Source organism: Saccharospirillum impatiens DSM 12546 (genome assembly GCF_000423605.1).
Classification (GTDB): Bacteria; Pseudomonadota; Gammaproteobacteria; order Pseudomonadales; family Natronospirillaceae; genus Saccharospirillum; species Saccharospirillum impatiens.
In genome coordinates this window covers 178,904-200,149 of the sequence record NZ_AUIH01000002.1, presented here as the reverse complement: position 1 = coordinate 200,149, position 21,246 = coordinate 178,904, and the positions used below count along the sequence as shown (strand labels likewise).

The following is a 21,246-nucleotide window of genomic DNA, read 5'->3' as shown; positions in this document are numbered from 1 at the left end:
CTTCGACAAGCTCACCCCGAACGGAAATCGACACCGTCAACCGGCCCGCCCCCGTTCACCCATAACGGAACCGTACGCTGGTTGCGAATGTACTTGTCAAAGTGGTATCCAAAATAATGAGTGACACAACCTCTTGGGTCTATGGCATTCATGCTTGCCAGAGTGCCCTTGAACAGCATCCGGACCGGGTGCGCGAAATTCTGTTTTTGAAAGGGCGGCAGGATCAGCGCATTCAGCGTTTGCTCGATCTGGCCAAAGACCAGGGCACCCGGTTTCGCTGGCTGGCCCGGGACGAATTCGACCGCCTTCTCAATCGTAACGAGATGCAGGACGCCCGCCATCAGGGCGTACTGGTACAGACGCTGGCGGCACCGGTGCTGGATGAAGGTGATCTGGAGTCGCTGGTGGCCGGTCTGGATCACCCGGCTTTGCTGCTGGTTCTGGACGGCGTGACCGACCCGCATAACATTGGCGCCTGCTTGCGCAGCTGCGATGCCGCCGGGGCCGATGCGATCATCGTACCCAAGGATAAATCCGCCAGTCTCACGCCTACAGCCGTGAAAATTGCCAGTGGCGCAGCCGATACCGTGCCCTTTGTGGTGGTGACCAATCTGGCGCGCACTTTGGATGCGCTGAAGCAACAGGGTGTCTGGGTGTATGGCACGGCGGGAGAAGCCGAGTCGTCACTCTATCAGACTGATCTGACCGGCTCGGTAGCCATTGTGATGGGGGCTGAAGGTGCTGGATTGCGCCGCCTGACGCGCGAGACCTGCGATGTCCTGTTCAAGCTGCCCATGGCCGGGCAGGTAAGTAGCCTGAACGTCAGTGTCGCCGCTGGCGTGTGTCTGTTTGAAACGGTGCGGCAACGTTTGGGTTTGTAACTCAAGTTTTGGAGTTCGTAAACGGTTAAGTATCAGGTGCCGGTCATGCTTTTCCGGGGTAGTTCGCAGCAGGGATGCTGCGATCTAGGCCCCATGGACGGGTTCACGCCGACCCCGGAAGAGCATGACCGGTGGCTGATACGGACTCCTGGCAATACAACAAGATCGAACTCCATTACTTGGGTAGCATAATCGGACGCCGCTAAGCGGCCTGTCCGGTCATTGACTTCAGAAAACTGGTGCCGTAATCCATTCGTTCTACCTTGAAGAACTCCGCCAGCGTCTGACCAATGTCTGCGAAGGTTTCCCGTTCGCCCAGATTGACCGGTTTCAGCGTTTTGCCATAGACCAGCACGGGTATGTGCTCGCGGGTATGGTCGGTGCCTGGCCAGGTTGGGTCACAGCCGTGATCGGCGGTCATGACCAGGATGTCATCGTCCTGCATCTGTTCGAGAATATCGGGCAGACGTGAGTCGAAGTATTCAAGCGCCGCGGCATAACCGGCGACATCGCGACGGTGCCCGTAAGAGGAGTCGAAATCCACCAGGTTGGTAAACACCAGGCTGCGGTCGCCAGCCCTGTTCATCTGTGTCAGGGTCTCATCAACCAGGGCGGGCAACCCGGTGGCTTTGAATTTTTGAGTGATGCCCACGTTGGCGTAGATGTCAGCGATCTTGCCAATGGAAATGACTTCCCCACCGTCTTCCGCCAGTTTTTTCAGTACGGTCGGCGCCGGTGGCTCGACCGCCAGGTCGTGGCGATTACCGGTACGCTGGAAGGTGTCGGCGCTGTCGCCGATAAAGGGGCGCGCGATGACCCGACCGATGTTGTACTCATCGACCAGCTCACGGGCCACTTCACAGACCTCGTAAAGCCGATCCAGACCAAAGGTCTCCTCATGGCAGGCAATTTGAAAAACGCTGTCGGCCGAGGTATACACAATCGGCTTGCCGGTGCGGCAATGCTCTTCACCCAGCGTTTTCAGAATCTCGGTGCCAGAGGCGTGGCAGTTACCCAATACGCCGGGCAGGTTGCAACGCTCAATCAGAGTATCCAGCAGCGATTGCGGAAAGGAGTTCTCCAGTTCGCTGAAATAGCCCCAGTCGTAGAGAACGGGCACACCCGCGATTTCCCAGTGACCGCTGGGGGTGTCTTTACCACTCGACAGTTCACGGGCGTAGCCGTAGCTGCCTTCGGTTTCCGTCGCCTGTGCCATGCCTTCCGGTACAGCACCCTGGCTACTTTGCGTGGCCGCATTGATCAGGCCCAGGCGAGTCAGGTTGGGCAGTGTCAGCGGCCCGTTGCGGCCCTGGTTCGCCTTGCCTGCCGCACACCACTGGGCAATGTGGCCCAGCGTGTTGGCTCCGGTATCGCCGAAGCGGTCGGCATCGGCGCTGGCACCAATGCCAAATGAATCCAGTACCAATACGATGGCGCGTCCCATGTTTTCCTCCCGGGCTGTGTTTGACAGAGCCCTGTGGTGATGTGTCAGGTCGGTCTGCGGTGTGCTACCGGCCTGGTTAGTCTAGGGAGCCTCTGAACAACTCCCCCAGGGCTCTGCGCGAGCTAAAACGTTCTGGCACAAGTGGGCGGCACTCCGACGCACTTCGCAGCGCAATGGCCGTAGCCCTTGTCAAGAAGTGCAACGTCGGGCCAGGACGTTTTAGCCGCGCCCGCAGGGGTTTTCCGAGGAACGCTGCCACTGCGTTGGACTCATTTGAAAGGTCTAGACATTCCTGCATGAGTCCGCCTTGTGGCAACGTCCCTCGGATAAGCCAGAGCCCCGGGGGAGTTATTCAGAGGCTCCCTAGGTCTTCCGGGCTAATCCGGTCGTGAACCACCGGTTGAGCCGCTACTGGCTGGTCGGCGATGGGCATGGCCCGGGTCAACCGTTGCCTGGCGTCGGCCAGTTGTTCTTCGCTGCGCACATGGGCCATGGGCAGAACGTCACCAGCGCGAACGGTTGCACCCGGGCGCAGGATGTCTGTCAGCCCTACGGCGGCATCAATCTGCTGGTCAGCGCGAGTTCGCCCACCCCCCATAGCGACGACGGCGAGGCCAATATCGCGTACCTGCAATGGTTGTACGATGCCATCTCGAGTTGCGATGACTGGTTGTATGATGGGGGCAGTAGGCAAATATTCATCGGGCCGGTCGGTAAAGTCCGACGGGCCGCCGAGCCGTGTCACCATGCGCTGAAAGGCGTTCAGGGCTTCACCGGAGTCGAGTGCGGCTTGTAGCTGGTTGCGAGCGGCATCGGCGCTGTCGGCCAGTCGGCCGGAAACCAGCATATCGGCACACAAAGCGAGCGTGACTTCATGGACCACCGGGTCGCGGTGATCTCCCCGAAGGTAGGCGACGGCCTCGGCCATTTCTACCGCGTTGCCAGCGGACTGTGCCAGAACCTGGTTCATGTCAGTCAACAACGCCGTGGTTTTAACACCGGCGCCATTGGCGACACGGACAATGCTCTCGGCCAGGGCCCGGCTTTTCTCCGGAGTGGGCATAAATGCGCCACTGCCCACTTTGACGTCCATCACCAGCGCATCTAGCCCTTCGGCCAGTTTTTTCGACAAAATGGACGCGGTGATCAGATCAATGCTTTCCACAGTGCCGGTGACATCGCGAATGCCATAAAACCGTTTGTCGGCCGGGGCCAGATTTCCGGTCTGACCAATAATGGCGACGCCAGCTTCGCGAACGGTGCGTTCAAAGAGGGCGTTGTCCGGGTAGGTGTTATACCCGGGTATGGATTCGAACTTGTCGAGAGTTCCTCCCGTGTGGCCGAGGCCCCGCCCTGAAATCATCGGTACGTAGCCACCGCAGGCGGCCACCATGGGGCCGAGCATCAGACTGACCAGATCACCCACTCCGCCAGTGCTGTGTTTATCGAGGACCGGGCCGTTCAGGTCGGGCCAGTGCATCACGTCGCCGGAGTCGCGCATGGCGAGAGTCAGGGCGACGCGTTCGTCCAGCGTCAGGCCGTTGAAGTAAACCGCCATGGCAAAGGCGCTGATCTGGCCCTCGCTGATGCTGGAATCTTTTATGCCTTGCACAAACCAGCGAATCTCGTCATCGCTGAGTACGCCACCGTCGCGTTTTTGACGAATCAATTCCTGAGGCAAATACATATCAGTACCCGCCTGGTTCAGTTGATGTTGAATCCGCTTCACCGAGGGTGACCAGCAGGTTATTCAGCAGGCTACTCGCACCGAAGCGGAAGGTAGCGGGGCTGACCCAGCCAGAGCCCATAATGCGCTCAGCCAGTGCCAGATAAGCCTGGGCGTCTTCGGTGGTTTTAATGCCTCCGGCGGCTTTGAAGCCTACCTGGCGGCCACCGTCGCGAATGGCATTTAGCATGACCTCAGCCGCTTCCAGAGTCGCGTTCACCGCGACTTTCCCGGTGCTTGTCTTGATAAAGTCAGCCCCGGCGGCAATCGCGATGTCACTGGCCTGACGAATCAACCGGGGGCTGCCCAACTCGCCACTTTCTATAATCACTTTAAGCAGCACGGCAGAGCCACAGGCTGCTTTGCAGGCTTCGACCAGCGCCTGGCATACCGGGGTGTCACCGGCCATCAATGCCCGATAGGGCAGCACCACATCCACTTCATGGGCCCCTGCAGCAACGGCCTTGCGCGTCTCGAGAACGGCCCGTTCGATGTCGTCACTGCCATCGGGAAAGTTGGTGACTGTCGCAACACGCACCGAGTTCAAGCCCTCCGCAGCGAGGGTCTTGCGCGCGATATCAATGAACGCCGGGTAGATGCACACGGCAGCAGGAGAACCCGCTGTCGTTCTGGCTTGCTTGCACAGGGCTTCGATAACAGCGTCGTTATCATCATCGTTCAGGCTGGTCAGGTCCATTAACCCGAGTGCTGTTCTGGCATCGCGCTGTAGCGGATTCATTTTATTGTCCAAATGGTCAGTTTTTAATAAGTTTATGCCCATAAGGGGTCAAAAACAACGTCTGACTGGTTAAAAAACAAGCCACTTGCGATGGGGTTTCTCATGCCAATGCACGGCGTGCCAGCCGCTGAGGTGACTCAGTATGGAGGGTTCGACCGGCGACTCAACGTAAGCGCTCCAAAGCGGTGGCCCGGGGTCCCTAACCGCAGGATCGGCAAGGCGGCCAGGGCTGTCGGCCGGGTGCATGCCGGAGGGCTTCGGATGGTGCTGATCGCATTACGAACGGTTGCGACCAGGCCGCCCGGCTACCCATACAGCGTTGGCGGCAAAGGTGGACGCTTATTTATCAAGAAGACTGCGCATCCCTGAATTTAATGGCAAACTGCCAGCAAATCCATGTCGTCGCTGCGGCTCGTTCTTCGCGGCTGACGTATTAGGCGTCTTTGTTTGGGAGAAAACAGTGAATAAATCGTCACAGGTGGCAACCTTCTGGGTGATCAGCGGGGTGTTGTGGCTGGCCAGCCTGGCTGCGCTGGTGTATTTCGCACGACCGGTGCTCGAGGTACCGGTGTTGGCTGTGCCGGTGGCCTTGCTGGTGGCAGCCGCCGCCATGTCACTGTTGACCCTGAATCGCAGTCAGAACCATGCAGATGATGCGTTCCGGGAGGTCAGCCGGGTTAAGCGGACGTTGCAGGAAAGCCATCTCAGGATCGAGCGATTCGAATATGAAGGTAAGCAAAGCGCCGAGCTGCGTCGTTTGGTGCTGTCTTCGGCCCAGGAGAAAGATCTGGCACTCAAGAACATGGCCAATGCGCTGAACACAGCCATGGCCGAAGTTCAGTCACTCTGCACGTCTAGTCAGCCGGATGCACTGGAGCGAATACGCGAGAAATCGGAACTGATGCAGCGTTATGCCGACGATCTGAAAGTATTGGCCCGGCTGGAGCTTAAGTCAGAATTACCCCGCACCGAGAACCTGAATCTGTTGACGGTACTGGAAGGGTTTTGTGAAGAGTGGCAACGGTTCGGCAAAGGCTACAAGACACGCGTTAAATTCGAGCATCAGGAAGACCAGCTGCCCCTGGTTTCTGATGTGAACTGGTTGCACTCATTGCTCACCCGGGTTGTGTACTCACTGATGAGGATGAACGAAGGAGGTCTGGTACAGGTTCATCTGATCGGGTACATCGATGCCGAACTTGGCGAAGCCCTGCGCATCCGGATCAACGCCGAAGGCCGCCATCTCGATCCGGATCAGCTCAGTAACGTACTTACCCATTACACCAGTGTCATTGACGAAGGGCGTGATGTGGGACCTGGCCTGTCGCTGGTAGTCGCTCGCAGATTGGCACAAATGCTGGGCGGCAATCTGGATGTACTGGATGGCGACAAGGGCACCGAAGTCATGGTGGTGCTACCGCGCAGGCAACACAACTGGCTGGAAACCGCAGAGCACGGTTAACCCGGTTGCGTTGTTTCATTGTGCACAACGGCTGAAGCCGGGTGGCTTGGCTGCCAGCCTGGTACGCCCTGGTAGATAGGGGCATTCATGCCTGCCGACCCGGAGAGAGTTCTCCGGGTCGGCAGGCATGAATGCCGGGTTATCCAGTCGAGCGGTTCAATGGCCCTTTATTGCGCGGGGTTGTCCTGCACTGGCAAATTATTGAACGTCGGTGTTATCCAGCGGCTGGCTTCCTGAAGCGTCAGCACATCGTCAGCTGGGTAGAAGCCCACCAGATTGGTGCCGTTTTCAGCGTAAGCGTCTTCCATTCCCCGCCCGATCTGATGAAGCACCAGGCTTTTGGCATCGTCTCGCAGCATTTGGTTTTCAAAAAAGCGGGTAAAGCCGTCCAGGCTGATCGCCTCGACAGCGGAGGCCAGGCGCCGGCGCGTGTTGAAGTTCTGGTTGCCGTCCATGATCGATTGCCAGTAGGTCTGACTGAGTTCATAGAGATTTTGTTCCGGCGTCGTCAGGTCGTTGATCAGCCCGGCTTTGTAGCGGTTGAATGCATCACTCTCCAAGCTTCGGAGTTGTTGCAGATAACGATTCATAAAACGGTCTGAAAACAATTGCAGCAAGGCCGGGTCGGTACCCGGTGATTGAATATAAACGATCAGGCCGGGCAGATCTTCAACCATAAAATTCTGGCTAAATACAATGTAGCCCAGTTGTTCTTCGGTGCGCAGCTCAGCGAAATAAGGTGCACTCAGGGTTCGGTTGAGCAGGGAAAACAGGGCACGCTCACGCAAACTGCTGTCCTGGCCCTGATAGTAGCCGAGCAGGGCACTGTCGTTGTGATCAATCGTCATTTCATGGCGATAACGGCGACTTGGCAAGGCGGCAACCTCGGTGCGTACGGTGCCAATTTCCGCATTGGGCGGTAGCATTGCGCTGATGCGATTGGCCAGTTGCAGGGCACCGCCTTCGGTCTGATTGCCGTGAATCAGTACCGTCATGGCCTGGCGATTCAGCAACGCATCGCGCTGAGCGAGGACGTCTTCCAGCGTCAGGTCGTCGAGCGCCGCAAGTAAGGCTTCGGGTGTGCGGGTATCCCGTATCAGCGCCGTGTTTAGCCGGCGTACCATCTGGTTCAGAACCGGATCTTCACTGGTATTGCGCAACCGTCGCTGCAAGTCGGATTTCAATTGTTCAAACCGGGCCTGACTGACCCCGGTGTCGGTCATTTCTACCAACAGGGTGTCGAGCAGCACGTGCAGGCGGTCGCTGTAACCGTAAAGCCGTAATTGCAAGCCGCGTTTGGATGAAGACAAGCCGTAGCCGGAGCCGGCGCGGCTGGCGTCGTAACGAAAATCGGTCATGCCGTCGTCGACCATGTCAATGAACAGTCGCGTCGCAATGGCGCTGCGTGCACTGGCATTCGCCTCGGGCGATTCCATCATAACGGTAATGTCGAGCTTGGGCGTCCGGAAGGTCTCATCCTGTTCGAACCAGACAGTCAGACCGGGGCTCTGTTTGATGACCAGTGGCGTGTTGTTGATCAGCTCGCTCTGGCGACCGTCAAAGGGCAGTACCGACAAGTCTTCGGGAATGAACAGATTCTCCTCCGGCAAGGTCATTGCCGCATCTACGTCAGGGCTGCGCCACTGTGCAACCTGGGTACCTGACAGCGGGGTGGCCTTATAGGGCGTCTCGTACCATTGGCTGGTCGTGTCGGTTTCTACCTGCGGTTCCATTAATACGACCAGGGCATTGTCCGGTTTCAGGTAGGACAGCCAGAGTTGAATTGCCTCGGGATCGTATTGCGCCAACTGGTAAGGCCCGGCCAGAATCTGATCGGCTGGGTAATGCATCAGCCGGGTGGCCAGATGCTGGGCGGTGGCCGCTGGCGAAACCTGTTCGGCGAATTCGAAATTGATCCGGTTGATGGTCTGAAGTTCTTCGTAGCGCCACTGGTTCAGGCCTTCCTGTTCGATGGTTTGCAGGTAATCGAACATCAGGGTCGCCATCGTCTGCCAGTTGGCCATGCCTTCAGACGTCAGCTGTACGGAGACATTGAACGTCTCTGAATTGCGGCTGGTGCCTGGCGCATGAGCGGACAGGCCATCGGCCCAGCCTCGGCTTTTCAGTTCGGCAAACAGAGTGCCGGACCCCTGATGATCCAGCAGGCTTGCGAGGTAGGCATAGGGCTTGGTATCGAGTTCAGTCACGGTGGCAGGCACCGGGAACCGGAACTGCAGGAGCCTTGATTCACGACGGGGCTGTACCTCGATCAGCATGGGTAACGTGCTGGCCTGGAACAGGGGGCTATGAACTTGAATGGGTTCTGAGGAGACAGAACGAATCTGATTGAAGCGGGCGTCGACCCAGCTTTTAAGCGTTTCGATGTCCTGAGGTCCAACCACCGCCAGCGACAGCCGGTTTGCTACATAGTGCTCACGATAGAACGTCTGCATGCGCTCACGCAGCTGGTCGCTTTCCAGTGTTTGGGCATTGCCTATGGCCAGGTTGGCTGCAGGGTGGTCGGGATTGATCTGTTCGCGCACGGCGTCTTCCCGGCGGCGGTTATCGTCTTGCAGACTGGCCGTGAATTCCGACTGCACGGCGTTGATTTCGCGTTCTATATAGCTGGCATCGAACAGTGGGGCGATAAAAAATTGCGCCAGTCGGTCCAGCGCCGGTTCGAGGTGCTCGGCATCAATATCGAAATAATACAGGGTGTTCTCATCGGCCGTATAGGCATTGTTGTTGCCACCGTTCTGCTCGATAAAGCGATGGTATTCATCGGCTTGCGGGTATTTCTCTGTGCCCAGAAACAACATATGCTCAAGAAAGTGGGCAAGACCCGGTAAGTCGGCCGGGTTGCTCCATGAACCAACGCTGACATTCAGGGCCGCAGCGGCGACTTCGGCATCCTCATCCGACACCAGGACAACGGTCAGTCCGTTTTCAAGCTCATACTGGTGGAATACCCGGTCTTCACGTTCGCTGACCACGATGTTGGACGGATTTTCCTCTCCGGGCTGCATGGCGCTGGTAACAACCAGCCCTGCGCTTGCCAGAACAACGATAACCCCGGCGGTAATGGCGATGAGAACACCCCGTTTCATACTGCGCTCCTGATGAATGACGTTCAGACTCACGGCTATCCCGGTCGGCACCCGGCACGGGAATCTGTGAAGAAAAGGATTGTAACGGTCGCTTGCCCTGCTGTCATGGCATCCCTGGCGCTCTTATGGAATCCCCGGTGTTGCGAAATTCGGTGATGTCCCAATAATGTAGGGATAAAGCCAGTTTTGAACGCGAGGGTGTTATGAACGAAGTATACGGGCAAGATACCGGCAACGTGGTGGTCGTAACTGAACAAAACTTTCAACACGTAATGGTTGAAGAATCCCAGCGTCGCCTGGTTGTCATGGATTTCTGGGCGGAATGGTGCGCGCCCTGTAAGGCACTGATGCCGATTCTTGAGAAGCTGGCGGCCGAATTCCAGGGCCAGTTCCTGCTGGCTAAGGTGAATGCCGATGAGCAACCCAACATTGTGGCTCAGTTTGGTGTTCGCAGCCTGCCCACTGTTGCGCTGATCGTCAATGGACAGCCGGTAGACGCCTTTATGGGCGCCGAGCCGGAATCGGCCATCCGGGAACGCCTGGAAAAATACCTGCCCAAACCCTGGGATAGCCTGCTGCAGCAAGCTCAGGCGCTGCATGAGCAGGGGAAGCTCGACGAAGCCCTGCCTCTGCTGCGGGAGGCCTATACGTTGAGCGAGGGTGAAACCGCCATTGCCTTTGCGCTGGCGGATATCTACGTTGCCCTGAACCGTGCTGAAGACGCTGAGGCCATTCTCGGTAAAATGACGATGACCGAGCAAACAGAACCTCAATACGCGGCGCTGAAGTCACGTCTTGCGCTGTTGCACCAGGCCGGCGAGTCGCCGGAAATTCAGGACTTGCAGAACAAGCGGGACGCCGATCCGGATAACCTTGAACTGGCCTACGAACTGGCGGTGCAATACAGCCAGATCAACCGCCATGCGGACGCATTGGATACCCTGCTGGGCATCCTGCGCAAAGACAAAACCTTCAAGGACGGAGAGGCTCGTAAAACCTTTCTGGATATCGTCAACAGTCTCGGCAAGGGTGACCCCATCGCAGTCAAATACCAGCGCCAGCTGTTTACGTTGCTCTACTGACGTTGCAAGGAGGTCGTGCCGGTCACCGGGTAAGCCTATCCGGGGTCGTTGTGAATCCGTCCATGGAGACTAGGCCGCAACATCCATGTTGCGGACTTCCCCGGATACGCTTACCCGGTAACCAGCACTTAGCACTGTGCCAGCATTGTGTTTCCCATACTTAAAAATGAGTTGTTAGATAAGCTGGCATGTCCGTACTTTGGCGCAAACTTCTAATTTAGAAACCAAACTCACCGCTTGCGCAAAGCAAGACTTCCAATCGAATACCCCGCCCCAAACGAGCAGATCACGCCCAGATCACCGGACTTAAGGTCTTTATGGTGCAGGTTGAACGCAATGATCGAACCGGCCGAGGCCGTGTTGGCGTATTCGTCGAGTACGATCGGGGCTTCGTCCTGAGTGCCTACATGGCCCAGCAGGCGTTTGGTGATTAACTGGTTCATGTTGATATTGGCCTGATGCAACCACCAGCGCCGCACCTGACCGATGTCGGCGCCCACTGCTTCAATCTGAACAGCCAGATGTTCGGCCGCCATTGGGCAGACTTCCTTAAACACCTTGCGACCTTCCTGGTGGAACAGTTTGTCCGGACCAAAGGGGTCGGAGTCGAAGGCGTGTGAAACGAAGCCGAAGTTCGAGCGGATGTTATTCGAATAGACGGTTTTTGCCTTGATGCCGAGAATGTCGTAAACGTGCTCGGCATCGGCTGTGTCGCCCCGTTCAACCACCATGGCGGTGGCGACGTCGCCGAAAATAAAGTGACTGTCGCGGTCGCGGTAATTCACCTGGGGTGAGGTCAGTTCCGGGTTGATGACCAGAACCGCCCGGGCGGTGCCCGCCTTGATCATCTCATAGGCGCGGTGCAGGGCGAAGGTGGCGGCTGAGCAGGCGACCAGCATGTCGAAGCCGAAGCCCTCGATGCCGAGTTCGGCCTGCACTTCAATGGCAATGGCCGGATAGGAGCGCTGGGTATAGGCGCAGCTGACGATGACGGCATCAATGTCGGCTGGCTTTTTGTTGGCGGCAGACAGCGCCTTTTTGGCAGCCGCAACGGCCATTTCCCCCTGATGGCTGAGCTGGTCGTCGGGGCGCTCCTGAATGCGGGGGCGCATGCGATCGACGTCCATGATGCCATCTTTGACGTAGACATAACGCTGGCGAATGCCACTGGCCTTTGTGATGAAATCCGGGTCGGATTTGGCGACGGGCTCAAGGGTTCCTGCTTCTATTTCGCTGGCGTGTTCGTCGTTGAACTTGTCAGCGTATTCATTCAGTACCTGCACCAACTCTGTGTTAGTGAGCACATTTTCGGGGTTCCAGAGGCCGGCGCCGCTGATGACTACAGAGTCGTTGGCAGACATGGTGTGATCCTTTTATCGAGAAACTATTTAATTATATGAACTCAAGGTTAAGCGTCGACAACACACTGAGAGTTGGCTGCCAGGTAGGCTTATCCGGGGTAGTCTGAGGCATGGATGCCGAAGTCTAGGCCCCATGGACGGGTTTTCGCCGACCCCGGATAAGCCTACCTGGTGGCTGACACGGATTACCGCCATTGAATATCAGGTAACTAGGGCGCATTTGATTTGACCTGCCAGACTGAGATCAGGGTAGCTGGTCAGTGTAGCAGTAAGCCATCTTTTGGTCAGTGTTGGCGGGCGTGAAGGTTCCGTGGTAGTTGTTTTAGACGATTGGAAGGGGCCATCCGTGAAAGTTTTTCAAAGCCCGGCCAGTTTGGGTATGCTTTAGGGGTGCTCACGAGACTAAGAAGGCTGACATGCTGCACCATTTTACACTGACCTTTCAGTTGCCCGATTCCGCCGCCGTCGATGCAGCGGCCGTCGCCGGACAGATGCCAGGATCGGATTTTACCATTGAAGGCCTGGGGTCGAACCCAAGTGGTGAATTCTCGATTCATTTCAGCCGCGAGGGCGCCAGCGTGACTCAGGTGCTGGAGTACGCCAAGTCACAGGTACAACAAGCCATGCCGGATGCCCAGTTGATTGGGATGGATTTGTCTGAAGAGCCACCCGCACAAAGCATGGTTGATGACATCAGCAAACTGGTGTTGCATGCCTGTAATGCCCTGGGTAGCGTCGACGCCGCTCAGTCTTGGCTGTCGACGCCGAACTCGGCCCTGGAAGGACTGACGCCCAAGGCGCTGATGATCAATGCCGAAGGCCGAACTCAGGTATCACGGGTACTGACCAAGCTGCTGGCGCGCAAGTCAGGTGCGGCCTGATTGCTGTGCGCTGCGCCCCTGGTTTTGGGTGTGATGACCGATTCGTCCGGAACGAATCATCAAGTCACTCAAGGGGCGAGCTACACGGGTGTAGCTCGCCGAAAGGCTGAGAGCCCTTTTAACACTCTTCTAGAGCTTACTGACCAGGGCCTGCACGCTCTCTTTCGCATCGCCAAACAGCATGCTGCTGTTGTCACGATAGAACAGCGGATTGCTGACACCGGCATAGCCCGTGGCCATCGACCGCTTCAGAATCACCACCTGATGTGCGTGCCAGACTTCCAGCACCGGCATACCGGCAATGGGTGATCCGGGTTTTTCCTGCGCATCGGGGTTGCATATGTCATTGGCTCCGATCACCAGAACCACATCGGTTTTCGGCAAGTCATCGTTAATCTCATCCATTTCCAGCACGATGTCATAGGGCACATTGGCTTCAGCCAGCAGCACGTTCATGTGGCCAGGCAAGCGACCGGCGACCGGGTGAATCGCGAAACGGACAGTTTTGCCCTGTTTGCGCAGTGTGGACGTCAGTTCGGCGACAGCCTGCTGGGCATGGGCGACCGCCATACCAAAGCCCGGGGCGATAACCACCGAGTCAGCATCGCGGAGCCAGCCGGCGACTTCATCGGCGGATGAACTGCGTGCTTCACCATAGTCTTCATCGTCATTGCTTGAACCGGAGTCTGTGCCGAAACCGCCCAGAATCACACTGATGAACGATCGGTTCATTGCCCGACACATGATGTAGCTGAGAATGGCACCGGATGAGCCAACCAGTGCGCCTGTGATGATCAACAGGTCATTGCCCAACATGAAGCCTGTAGCGGCCGCAGCCCAGCCGGAATAGCTGTTCAGCATCGAGATCACCACCGGCATATCGGCCCCGCCGATCGCTGCGACCAGGTGGGCACCGAGCAGCAGCGCGATGAGCGTCATCAGCAACAGCAGTGTCGCATCACCCGCGCCGTGGCCGTCTGGGGCGAACATGAACAGAAACACCAGCGAGACCAGAATCGCGGCCGCATTCATCAGGTGCCGCCCTGGCAACGCCAATGGCTTGCTCGACAGGATGCCCTGCAGTTTGCCGTAAGCAGCCCAGGAACCCGTTAGGGTGATAGCGCCGATGAAAATGCCAAGGTAGATCTCAGTATTGTGGATGACCTTCTCAGCGCCCGTTAACTGCGATCTCGGGTCCAGGTAGGCAGCCCAGCCGATCAATACAGCGGCCAGTCCAACAAAGCTGTGTAACAGAGCAACCAGTTGTGGCATGGCGGTCATTTCCACCCGTGATGCCAGCCACAAGCCAATGGCAGCGCCGACGGCAACGGCGATGGCTAGCACAAAGTAGGCTTCGACGGCGGCCGAAGCGACGGTTGCCACAATGGCAATCAGCATGCCGGCAATGCCGTAGTTGTTGCCGCGCCGTGCCGTTTCCTGCGAACTCAGACCGCCCAGTGACAAGATAAAGAACACTCCGGCCAGCAAATAAGCCATCGATAGCAAGCCAGTCATGACGGGTCTCCTTTACGGAACATGTTCAGCATTCGGCGGGTCACATAGAACCCGCCCGCGATGTTGATGCTGGCTACCAGCACACTGATCGTGGCCAGCACACTCACCAGCCAGGAGCCGCTGCCACTGATCTGCAGCAGTGCACCGAGAATGATGATGCCCGAGATCGCATTGGTCACACTCATCAGCGGGGTATGCAGCGAATGGCTGACGTTCCAGATCACCTGCCAGCCGATAAAAATTGCCAATACAAAGACGGTGAAATGGCTGACAAAGTCAGCCGGTGCAACAGCGCCAAGCCCGAGAATCAGAGCACCAGCGATGACCCAGTACAGCGCAATCGGCCGGGCTTTTCGGGGTGCAGCTGCTGGCTTTTCGGCCGGTGTCGAGGACGCAGTTGCTGCGGGTTTGGGGGTCGCTGATAGCTTGGGCGGCGGCGGTGGCCAGGTGACGTTGCCATCGTGAACGACAGTGCAGCTTCGGGTGATTTCATCGTTCAAATCAATGACTAACTGGCCGTCTTTATTCGGGCATAAATGCTCCAGTAATCGCCAGAGGTTGTTAGACAGCAACTGACTGGCCTGGGTGGCCGCACGAGCCGCCAAATTGGTGAAACCGATAACCGTGACATCATGCGCCTTGACGATCTCGTCCTTTACGGTGCATTCGCAATTGCCACCGTTTGGTGCGGCCAGATCCACCACCACGCTGCCGGCCTGCATGGCTTGAACCATGGCATCGGTGATCAGCTTGGGCGCGGGTTTGCCCGGGATCAGAGCCGTGGTAATGATGATATCCACCTCTTTGGCCTGTTCCATAAACAGTGCCATTTCAGCATCGATAAAGGCCTTGGACATTTCTTTTGCATAGCCACCTGAACCGGCTCCGTCCTCCTCCAGTTCAATGGTGAGAAACTCGCCGCCCATGGATTCAACCTGCTCTTTAACCTCTTTGCGGGTGTCAAAGGCGCGCACGATCGCTCCGAGGCTTTTGGCTGCACCGATAGCCGCAAGGCCGGCGACACCCGCGCCAATGACCAGCACCTTGGCCGGAGGAATCTTGCCTGCGGCGGTAATCTGGCCAGTAAAAAAACGGCCGAACTGATTGGCAGCTTCAATGACAGCCCGGTAACCGGCTATGTTGGCCATTGAGCTTAGGACATCCATCTTCTGAGCGCGGGAAATCCGCGGAATGGCATCCAGCGACAAGGCAGTGACGTGCTGGCCGTTGAATTGTTCGAGTAGAGGGCCATTCTGACCGGGGGCGAGGAAGGAAATCCAGGTCTTGGCTTGTTCAGAGGTGCTGCCCAGGGCGTCCAGTTCACCGCCTGGCAGACCTTCCCGTTGTGTTTGGGGTCCATTGATTTTCAGCAAAACATCGGCGCGCTGATACAATTTGGCAACGTCGGCTTCCAGTGTCGCGCCAGCCTGTTCATAAAGGGCATCAGCGAATTGCGCGTTGCTGCCTGCACCGGGCTCAATGAGCACGGTAAAGCCAAGTTCAATCAGTTTGCGAGTTGTGTCGGGGGTGACCGGAACCCGGGTTTCACCCGGGGCTCTGTCGACCGGAACAGCTAGGGTTAGAGACATGTGTATCCCTCGGTTGCCTGACGGAGCATACCCGGCTTACAAGGTTTGGCCGGTGGAATCGAATGTCCGTCCAGTTTTATTGTTATGGCGATCCCAGGCACAGGAATCTCTGAATGAATACGTCGGGCATTCAGTTACCGTTAAGGCCAGCCTGGTAGGGTCATACTGTCTGGCTATTGGTGTCTGTGCAAGTATAAAGCCGCCCGGGCATTCAGCCTTGCCAGTTGGCGTGCCAGTCGCAAACTACCACTAAAGGATCAGGCGAAACCGGACAATGCCGTCTAAACTGAATTGAGATATATCAGGCTGCGGGGTATTCTAAAGCCCGGCGTTCTGGAGTCGTCGCAGGCCATTAAAATTAAAAACGGCCGGCAAGCTCACTCCGACGGGGGATAACCCGGTAACGGATCGTACCCGGCGAGGTTGACGACCGTTACGGTTTTGCCCGATTTAACACAATAATAAACTGGAACATAGAGGTCGGTGACCCGGTCCCTCTGGCTCGCATTCGCACTCCGGTAAGATCGCAGCCAGCAGACTCGTGTTGAGTACCTCCCTGACCCCATGATGGAGAGTTAAACATGAAAAGACGTGACGTCATCAAAAAAGGCCTGATCGGCGCAGGTAGCGTGGCGGCAGCGACCACCATTGGCACTCCGGCCCTGGCTGAAGATCGCATCACCTGGCGCATGGTCACCACCTGGCCAAAGAACTTCCCCGGTCTGGGCGTGGGTGCTCAACGCCTGGCTGACCGAATCACCGCCATGTCCAACGGTCGCTTGACCGTACAGGTTTATGCGGCCGGTGAACTGGTGCCGCCTTTGGGTGCGTTCGACGCAGTCATTGAAGGGTCGGCTGAGATGAGCCACGGTGCTGCCTACTATTGGCAAAACAAGAGCCGGGCAACCTCATTCTTTACCGGTGTACCCTATGGCATGACGTCCCGCGAACTGGCTGCCTGGGTGCGGTATATGGGCGGTCAGGAAATTTGGGATGATATCTATGCCCAGTTCGGCGTTAAAGGCTTCCTGTCAGGCGACACCGGCACTCAGGCTGGTGGCTGGTTCCGCGAAGAAATCAACAGCCTGGAAGATATCCAGGGCCTGAAATTCCGGACGCCGGGCCTGGGTGGTCAGGTTTGGGAAAAACTCGGCGCCAGCGTTGTTAATATGGCTGGTGGTGAAATCTATCAGGCGCTGCAATCCGGTGCGTTGGATGCCGCTGAGTTCGTTGGTCCCTACAATGATCTGGCGCTTGGCTTTTATCAGATTGCCAAGAACTACTACATGCCGAGTTTCATCGAACCGGGCCTGGCGACAGAAGCGGTGGTGAGCAAGTCGAAGTTCGAGGCATTGCCGCGAGACCTGCAGCAAATTGTTGAGTTCGCCTGCCAGGCTGAATACGACCAGGTAGCTTCTGACTTCTACGCCAATGACCCGATTGCGCTGCGTACCCTTGTGGAACAGCATGGCGTTCAGGTCAAGTATTTCCCTGAAGAGGTACTGGAAGCGGGCGCGAACGCAGCCAAAGAAGTATTGGGTGAACTGCGTGACAGCGACGACGCACTGGTGCGCCGGACCACTGAAAGCTACTTTGAGGCCCTTGCCCTGTTGCGTACTCGTACCGAACAGGTTGACGGTGCCTTCCTGACTGCACGTCAGAAGTACTTCCAGATGTAATTTTGGATTTCGGCCCATAAAAAACCCGGCTTAGGCCGGGTTTTTTATGGGCGGGTTATGGCTTGCGATAACCCGCTTGTTGGTCTTACTGACGGCTCAATTGTAGAGCTGCGACGGCAACCAGGTAACCAGTTGCGGAAAGGTTACCAGTAGAATGATTACCACCAGTTGCAAGAAGACAAAGGGGACGGCTCCTTTGTATATGGTCATCGTCGAGACTGAATCGGGTGCGACACCCCGCAGGTAGAACAAGGCGAAACCGAAAGGTGGCGTCAGGAAGCTTGTCTGCAGGTTCACCGCAACAATCACCCCCAGCCAGACTGGGTCGACACCCATCATCAGTAGAATAGGTGCAGTAATAGGCAAGACCAGGAAGATAATCTCGAAGGTATCGAGAATAAACCCGAGCAGGAACATCAGCAGCATCACGAACAAAATGGCACCCAGTTGGCCACCGGGCAAACTGTTGAGAAAGTCGCTGACCAGTTCTTCACCGCCCATCATTCTGAATACCAGGGAGAATACCGTGGCGCCAATCAGGATGATGAAAATCATGGTGGTGGTATTGGCCGTTGCGTACATCACCTGACGCAGGTTGGTATAGGTCAGTTTGCGTTGAAAAGCAGCCAGGACCATGGCACCAATGGCGCCTACGGACGCTGATTCGGTCGGTGTGGCAATCCCACCCAGAATGGACCCAAGCACCGCAATGATCAGAGCCAGCGGTGGCAGTAAGGTAGTGAATACGTCTTTCAGCAACCGGGACTTTTCCTCGGCCGTCATGATCAGGGAAGGGCAGCTATCAGGGTGACGCACGGCTTTGTAGATCATGTACAGCATGTAGATGCCCATCAGCATCATGCCGGGAATAAAGGCGCCAGCAAACAAATCGCCCACCGAAACCGGTTTCGGTGCGAAGTTACCCAGCGACATCTGCACCTGGCTGTTGATGCCTGAGAGCATGTCACCCATAAAAATCAATACGGTTGATGGGGGGATGATCTGGCCGAGTGTTCCGGATGCAGTAATGACACCGGTCGCCAGCTTGGGGTCGTAGCCAGCTTTAAGCATGGCAGGCAAGGATAACAGGCCCATGGTCACCACCGTGGCGCCGATGATGCCGGTTGAGGCGGCCAACAAGGCACCGACAAGAATAACCGACAAACCCAGACCGCCACGCAAGTCACCAAACAGGCGTCCCATGGTGATAAGCAGTTTTTCGGCAATGCCGGAACGCTCCAGCATCATCCCCATGAAAATAAACAGTGGCACCGCTACCAGCACCTCGTTCAGCATAATACCCATGTACCGCGGTGCAACGCTCGACAGGTTCGACAGGTCCAGTGCACCCAGGAAATGAGCGATGGCGGCAAAAATCAGCGATGTGCCAGCCAGTGAAAAGGCCACTGGGAAGCCGAGCATTAACACGCCGATGACGGCGAAGAACATGAGCAGTGCGAGAATTTCGCCCAACAACGTTACTTCCATCAGGCTTTCTCTCCATAACGGTAGTCTTCGGGAACCAGATCCTGGCGATTGGCCAGCACGAGAATACTGCGTCCGATCATGGCCAACGCCTGAATCGCAACAACGATGGCAAAAACAAGAATGAAGGATTTGACCACGTACAAGCCAGGCATGCCGCCATAGTTGGCGGAGCCTTCCATGAACTGCCATGAGCGCGAGACATAGGGGTAGGCGTAGAGACTGATGGTAATGATAAAGGGGAACAGAAAAACCAGACAGCCAAACAGGTCGACCATGGCCTTGCGCTTAATGGGTGCCGTCCGATAGAACACGTCCACTCGTACATGGCCTTCCCGGAGCAGGGTGTAACCGGCAATTCCCATGAACATCACGCCGTTCATCCAAACATAGAGGTCCTGCATCAGCACTGAGCCGGTCGAAAAGACGTAGCGCATGACAACGACGGTGAAGCAAACCAGTACAATTCCCAGCGTCAGCCAGGAAAATACCTGACCCAGGAATCGGTTCAGCAGGCAACAGAGCCTGACCACGAACGCGAGGCTTTTCATGAGTGATCCTTTTTTATTGAGACAAGGCAAACACGTGGGATAGTCTTAATCATCGGCTGCAATGTGTTGTGGTGGTCGTGTGTTATTATTTTGGCTTGCTGTAAGCGAGTTTGGCGCTTTTTGAACGATCCTGTTAACTGTCCTGCTCAAAAGAACTCAGTATCCTGAACAATGGGTCAAAGAGCGGAACCATGGACGTTCAAGGCGTATTAAACCATGCCGGAGCAGTCGACGCCAATGCTTGCCTTTTGAACCAGCCGATGTTCTGGCGGCGGTGTTTATACCGTTAAAAATGGCCTGGACGCCGCAGGACAGATAGAGTCGCGGAATTCATGCCAGCAGTAACCATGTGCTGGTTGTTGAACTTGCTGTAATAGCTGTAATGAGAGTACCCGCCCGATGGCGCTATCAACCCCTTCCGGCCGGGCTAAAGGCCGCACTGAGAATGGCGTCCTGGGCCGGGTGTATGAGCAGGTCGTTGGTGAAGAAGACGCTCGGGTGTGCAAGGACATCCCCGAATCGGCTTGCCAGCATCAACCGCGTAATTTTTTTGCCTATCTCGTCGCCAATACGTTCAGTAAGATCGCCGATGAACTGAGCAGTGCTCGACTCATCTTGCCCTGGCTGATGAGTGCACTCGGTGTGCCTCTGGTACTGGTCGGCTTTCTGGTGCCGATACGTGAAGCGGGTGTTCTGATTCCCCAGTTGCTCGTGGCCGCTTATGTTCGTCAGCGAGCTTACCGCAAGCCAGTTTGGCTGCTGGGGGCCGCTATGTCGTCTCTGGGTCTGCTTACGATAGCCTCTGCTGCCCTGTTCAGTGAGGGCATTATCGCGGGTGGTGGCATATTGGTTGGGCTGACGTTATACAGCCTGGCTCGTGGCCTGTGCTCGGTGTCGGCGAAAGATGTACTGGGCAAAACGGTGTCGAAAAACCGCCGTGGCACCGTGATGGGGTACAGTGCTTCCCTGGCCGGTTTTGCCCTGTTAGGGCTAGGCCTGATGCTGGTCGGTACCCCGGGGTTGGATGAAAATACCCCTATTCTGGTGGGGCTCTTACTGGTTGCGACCCTATTCTGGTGGTTGTCGATGCTGGCTTTTTCAGTGATCAACGAAGCGCCGGGCGCGACCGAGGGCGGCGGTAATGGCTGGACCGTGGCCTGGCGACAACTGGGGCTGCTGCGGTCGGACTCGACTTTTCGGTTTTTTGTGTTGTCGCGGTCGGCGCTTCTCAGTGTCGCGCTGATGCCTCCTTTTTATGTGGTGATGATCCAGCAATCGCAGGGTGGCGGGCTCGGCCTGGGTGCACTGATCATCATAAGCGGTCTGGCCGCGTCGTTGTCATCGGGCGTCTGGGGTCGATTCAGTGACCGCTCAAGTCAGACCGTCATGGCGATTGCAGCGTTCGGGGCTTCGTTGGCGGGATTGTTGGCCTGGGCCAGTGACGCCTGGTTGGCGGGGGCTGGCCATATGCTCAGCTTGAGTCTGGCATACGGGCTGATCATGATCTGCCATGGGGGTGTTCGGCTGGGTCGCAAAGCCTATCTGGTGGATATGGCGACGCCGTCCAATAGAGCAAGCTATGTCGCTGTCAGCAATACGGTGGTCGGTGTAATCATGTTGTTTGGCGGGCTGATTGGTTTGCTGGGAGATATTTGGTCTCCGCTGGCGGTGATCCTGTTGCTGAGCGCTTTGGCCGTTGTGGCTTCAGTGATGTGCTTCCGCCTGCCCACTGTGCAGTAACACG

The 21,246-nt window shown here is 56.8% G+C and carries 15 protein-coding genes; 6 read left to right on the top strand and 9 right to left on the bottom strand.

Translation table 11 applies throughout. From position 1 onward, the window contains the following. The first annotated feature begins 116 nt into the window (after positions 1 to 116). The gene (gene rlmB, locus G565_RS0102210; RefSeq protein WP_028669511.1) at positions 117 to 881 is read left to right on the top strand and encodes a 23S rRNA (guanosine(2251)-2'-O)-methyltransferase RlmB; all 765 of its coding nucleotides are present in this window, start codon (positions 117 to 119) and stop codon (positions 879 to 881) included. Positions 882 to 1,083: 202 nt separating this feature from the next. Here rlmB and G565_RS0102205 read toward each other — a convergent pair whose 3' ends face one another. The 3 genes from G565_RS0102205 to deoC form a co-directional block, all read right to left on the bottom strand. After that, entirely contained in the window at positions 1,084 to 2,325 is a 1,242-nt protein-coding gene (locus G565_RS0102205; protein WP_028669510.1) for a phosphopentomutase, read from the bottom strand. A gap of 352 nt (positions 2,326 to 2,677) precedes the next feature. Then, the gene (deoA, locus tag G565_RS0102200; protein ID WP_028669509.1) at positions 2,678 to 4,012 is read right to left on the bottom strand and encodes a thymidine phosphorylase; all 1,335 of its coding nucleotides are present in this window, start codon (positions 4,010 to 4,012) and stop codon (positions 2,678 to 2,680) included. Between the two features lies 1 nt (position 4,013). Further along, on the bottom strand, positions 4,014 to 4,790 hold the full coding sequence (gene deoC, locus G565_RS0102195; protein ID WP_028669508.1) for a deoxyribose-phosphate aldolase: 777 nt from the start codon (positions 4,788 to 4,790) through the stop codon (positions 4,014 to 4,016). Positions 4,791 to 5,250: 460 nt separating this feature from the next. Here deoC and G565_RS0102185 point away from each other — a divergent pair, with 460 nt between their 5' ends. After that, complete coding sequence (locus G565_RS0102185) at positions 5,251 to 6,252, top strand: sensor histidine kinase (protein WP_028669506.1); 1,002 nt, start codon at positions 5,251 to 5,253, stop codon at positions 6,250 to 6,252. Between the two features lie 167 nt (positions 6,253 to 6,419). On the opposite strand, the gene G565_RS0102180 is transcribed toward G565_RS0102185, so the two are convergent. Beyond that, entirely contained in the window at positions 6,420 to 9,359 is a 2,940-nt protein-coding gene (locus tag G565_RS0102180) for an insulinase family protein (protein WP_028669505.1), read from the bottom strand. A 203-nt stretch (positions 9,360 to 9,562) separates the two neighbouring features. Between G565_RS0102180 and trxA the strand changes: the two genes are divergently transcribed. Continuing rightward, entirely contained in the window at positions 9,563 to 10,441 is an 879-nt protein-coding gene (gene trxA / locus G565_RS0102175; protein WP_028669504.1) for a thioredoxin, read from the top strand. 230 nt (positions 10,442 to 10,671) lie between these two features. Here trxA and G565_RS0102170 read toward each other — a convergent pair whose 3' ends face one another. Beyond that, positions 10,672 to 11,802 (bottom strand): beta-ketoacyl-ACP synthase III, encoded by a 1,131-nt coding sequence (locus tag G565_RS0102170; RefSeq protein ID WP_028669503.1) that lies wholly within the window; start codon positions 11,800 to 11,802, stop codon positions 10,672 to 10,674. A gap of 416 nt (positions 11,803 to 12,218) precedes the next feature. On the opposite strand from G565_RS0102170, the gene G565_RS0102165 reads away from it, so the two are divergent. Next, positions 12,219 to 12,683: an MbcA/ParS/Xre antitoxin family protein gene (locus G565_RS0102165; RefSeq protein WP_028669502.1), complete on the top strand. Its 465-nt coding sequence runs from the start codon at positions 12,219 to 12,221 to the stop codon at positions 12,681 to 12,683. Positions 12,684 to 12,812: 129 nt separating this feature from the next. Here the strand turns inward: G565_RS0102165 and pntB are convergent, their stop codons facing one another. Then, the gene (gene pntB / locus G565_RS0102160) at positions 12,813 to 14,198 is read right to left on the bottom strand and encodes a Re/Si-specific NAD(P)(+) transhydrogenase subunit beta (protein WP_028669501.1); all 1,386 of its coding nucleotides are present in this window, start codon (positions 14,196 to 14,198) and stop codon (positions 12,813 to 12,815) included. After that, the gene (locus tag G565_RS0102155; RefSeq protein ID WP_028669500.1) at positions 14,195 to 15,787 is read right to left on the bottom strand and encodes a Re/Si-specific NAD(P)(+) transhydrogenase subunit alpha; all 1,593 of its coding nucleotides are present in this window, start codon (positions 15,785 to 15,787) and stop codon (positions 14,195 to 14,197) included. The genes pntB and G565_RS0102155 overlap by 4 nt, the downstream gene beginning before the upstream one ends. 581 nt (positions 15,788 to 16,368) lie before the next feature. On the opposite strand from G565_RS0102155, the gene G565_RS0102150 reads away from it, so the two are divergent. Then, entirely contained in the window at positions 16,369 to 17,466 is a 1,098-nt protein-coding gene (locus G565_RS0102150; protein ID WP_028669499.1) for a TRAP transporter substrate-binding protein, read from the top strand. 96 nt (positions 17,467 to 17,562) lie between these two features. Here G565_RS0102150 and G565_RS0102145 read toward each other — a convergent pair whose 3' ends face one another. Beyond that, positions 17,563 to 18,939 (bottom strand): TRAP transporter large permease, encoded by a 1,377-nt coding sequence (locus G565_RS0102145; RefSeq protein ID WP_211227120.1) that lies wholly within the window; start codon positions 18,937 to 18,939, stop codon positions 17,563 to 17,565. Between the two features lie 14 nt (positions 18,940 to 18,953). Then, positions 18,954 to 19,502, bottom strand: coding sequence for a TRAP transporter small permease subunit (locus tag G565_RS0102140; RefSeq protein ID WP_028669497.1), 549 nt, complete (start codon positions 19,500 to 19,502; stop codon positions 18,954 to 18,956). Positions 19,503 to 19,901: 399 nt separating this feature from the next. Here G565_RS0102140 and G565_RS0102135 point away from each other — a divergent pair, with 399 nt between their 5' ends. Continuing rightward, a complete protein-coding gene (locus G565_RS0102135; RefSeq protein WP_211227112.1) occupies positions 19,902 to 21,242 on the top strand; it encodes an MFS transporter in 1,341 nt (446 codons plus the stop codon). The last annotated feature ends 4 nt before the right edge of the window (positions 21,243 to 21,246 follow it).

Excerpts from the sequence above, each read along its gene's own strand:
- trxA (WP_028669504.1), top strand. The coding sequence starts at position 9,563 with ATGAACGAAGTATACGGGCAAGATACCGGCAACGTGGTGGTCGTAACT.
- G565_RS0102135 (WP_211227112.1), top strand. The coding sequence starts at position 19,902 with ATGGCGCTATCAACCCCTTCCGGCCGGGCTAAAGGCCGCACTGAGAAT.
- pntB (WP_028669501.1), bottom strand. The coding sequence starts at position 14,198 with ATGACTGGCTTGCTATCGATGGCTTATTTGCTGGCCGGAGTGTTCTTT.
- G565_RS0102140 (WP_028669497.1), bottom strand. The coding sequence starts at position 19,502 with ATGAAAAGCCTCGCGTTCGTGGTCAGGCTCTGTTGCCTGCTGAACCGA.
- G565_RS0102205 (WP_028669510.1), bottom strand. The coding sequence starts at position 2,325 with ATGGGACGCGCCATCGTATTGGTACTGGATTCATTTGGCATTGGTGCC.
- G565_RS0102165 (WP_028669502.1), top strand. The coding sequence starts at position 12,219 with ATGCTGCACCATTTTACACTGACCTTTCAGTTGCCCGATTCCGCCGCC.
- deoA (WP_028669509.1), bottom strand. The coding sequence starts at position 4,012 with ATGTATTTGCCTCAGGAATTGATTCGTCAAAAACGCGACGGTGGCGTA.
- G565_RS0102150 (WP_028669499.1), top strand. The coding sequence starts at position 16,369 with ATGAAAAGACGTGACGTCATCAAAAAAGGCCTGATCGGCGCAGGTAGC.
- G565_RS0102155 (WP_028669500.1), bottom strand. The coding sequence starts at position 15,787 with ATGTCTCTAACCCTAGCTGTTCCGGTCGACAGAGCCCCGGGTGAAACC.
- G565_RS0102180 (WP_028669505.1), bottom strand. The coding sequence starts at position 9,359 with ATGAAACGGGGTGTTCTCATCGCCATTACCGCCGGGGTTATCGTTGTT.
- deoC (WP_028669508.1), bottom strand. The coding sequence starts at position 4,790 with ATGAATCCGCTACAGCGCGATGCCAGAACAGCACTCGGGTTAATGGAC.
- rlmB (WP_028669511.1), top strand. The coding sequence starts at position 117 with ATGAGTGACACAACCTCTTGGGTCTATGGCATTCATGCTTGCCAGAGT.
- G565_RS0102170 (WP_028669503.1), bottom strand. The coding sequence starts at position 11,802 with ATGTCTGCCAACGACTCTGTAGTCATCAGCGGCGCCGGCCTCTGGAAC.